This window comes from Nocardioides albidus, assembly GCF_006335005.1.
In the GTDB taxonomy this organism is placed as follows: domain Bacteria; phylum Actinomycetota; class Actinomycetes; order Propionibacteriales; family Nocardioidaceae; genus Nocardioides; species Nocardioides albidus.
Map to the genome: position 1 here is coordinate 88,361 of NZ_VDMP01000015.1, position 1,621 is coordinate 89,981.

Genomic DNA, 1,621 nt, shown 5'->3' on the forward strand with positions numbered 1-1,621 from the left:
ACCTGGCCGGTGGTGGAGCCGACGTCGACCACCAGGCGCGCCAGCCGGTCGGCGATGTCGTCGAAGGCGACCGTCTCCTCGACCGCCTGGCTCAGCGTCTCGTGGACGATGGCGATGGAGCCGACCCGGCGCACCGCCTCCTCGAGGGCCGAGGCGGCCTCGGGCGAGCCGATCCGGCGCGCCTGGAGGCGCAGCAGCGCGGCGACGGTCTGCAGGTTGTTCTTCACCCGGTGATGGATCTCGCGGATGGTCGCGTCCTTGGTGACCAGCTCCCGGTCGCGCCGGCGGAGGTCGGTCACGTCGCGCAGCAGGATGATCGCGCCGATGTGCTCGCCCTTCGGGCGCAGCGGGATCGCGCGCACGATCAGGGCGGTGCCGTCCTGGGGCCCTCCGGACGTGCCGAGCTCGGTGTCGCGGTGGGCGCGGCCGCCGAGCACGGCGCTCAGCGTCTCCTCGTCGGGTCGCTTCTTGGGCGGCACCAGCTCCCGGGTCAGGTCGGGCAGCCGATGCCCGGTGAGGTCGCCGGTCAGGCCGAGCTTGCGGTACGTCGAGAGCGCGTTGGGGCTGGCGTAGATCACCCGGCCGTCGGCGTCGACCCGCAGGAAGCCGTCGCCGACCCGCGGCGAGTCGGCGTGGTCGCTGCGCTGGCCGGTCTCGGGGAAGAGCCCGGCGGCGATCATCTGCGACAGGTCGGTGGCGGCCTGCAGGTAGTTGATCTCCAGCAGGCTCGGGGTGCGCACGCCGAGGAGGTTGGTGTTGCGGCTGATCACCGCGATCACCTTGCCGTCGCGGCGCACGGGGATCGCCTCGACCCGCACGGGCACGTCGTCGCGCCACTCCGGATCCCCCTCGCGCGCGATCCGGCCCAGCTCGTACGCCGCGTCGACCAGCACCTTGCGGCCCGTGGCGCTGAAGGTGCCCACGACGTCGTCGACGTACGCCGTCGGACCGGTCGTCGGCCGCATCTGGTCGCCCGCCCAGAAGCCCGCTCCACCCCGGTCGGGAAGCCACATCACCAGGTCGGCGAAGGAGAGGTCGGCGATGACCTGCCAGTCGGCCTGGATCAGCTGCAGCCAGGCGATGTCGGCCTCGCCGAGGTCCGTGTGACGCCGGGCGATCGCGGACAGGGAGGGCACGGAGCAAACTTATCCGCCAGGAGTGCCTCCCGACTTAGGGTCCCTTCAGATCGTTTGGCAGAATAGGGGCTTGGGGGACGAAGGCTCGGCTGCTCCGGAGGGTGTGGGTTGATGGTGTTGGTGGACTGGGCGCGCCTCCAGCAGGCCCTCCGCGAGGGTGAGCGGCGCCCCCCTGCCGACCACTCGCTCGGCGACCTCACCGCCCAGCTCACCCAGATGCTCGGCGACCCCGACCCGCAGGTGCGCGACGGGATGGCCTACTCGTTCCTCGCCACCTGGATCGAGCACGGCGTGTACGACGACCTCCTGGCCGGTCTCGGCGACGGGATGTGCGCGGGCCTCAACCCCGGGCTGGGCGAGCGTGACACCGACACCGTGTTCCGGCGCAGCTTCTCGGTGCTGCTGCTGGCCGAGTGCATCCAGCGCGACTCCCGGGTCCGGCGCCTGCCCCCGAGCAAGGTGCTGCACTGGGGCGACCGGATCGC

The 1,621-nt window shown here is 72.1% G+C and carries 2 protein-coding genes; one reads left to right on the top strand and one right to left on the bottom strand.

What is annotated here, in order from left to right; translation table 11 throughout:
- Positions 1 to 1,136 (bottom strand): histidine kinase N-terminal domain-containing protein (locus FHP29_RS03235; RefSeq protein WP_240044280.1); only part of this gene is annotated, 1,136 nt, incomplete at its 3' end.
- Positions 1,137 to 1,247: 111 nt separating this feature from the next.
- Between FHP29_RS03235 and FHP29_RS22445 the strand changes: the two genes are divergently transcribed.
- The coding region (locus FHP29_RS22445) for a DUF2785 domain-containing protein (protein WP_240044281.1) at positions 1,248 to 1,621 on the top strand (374 nt) is incomplete at its 3' end.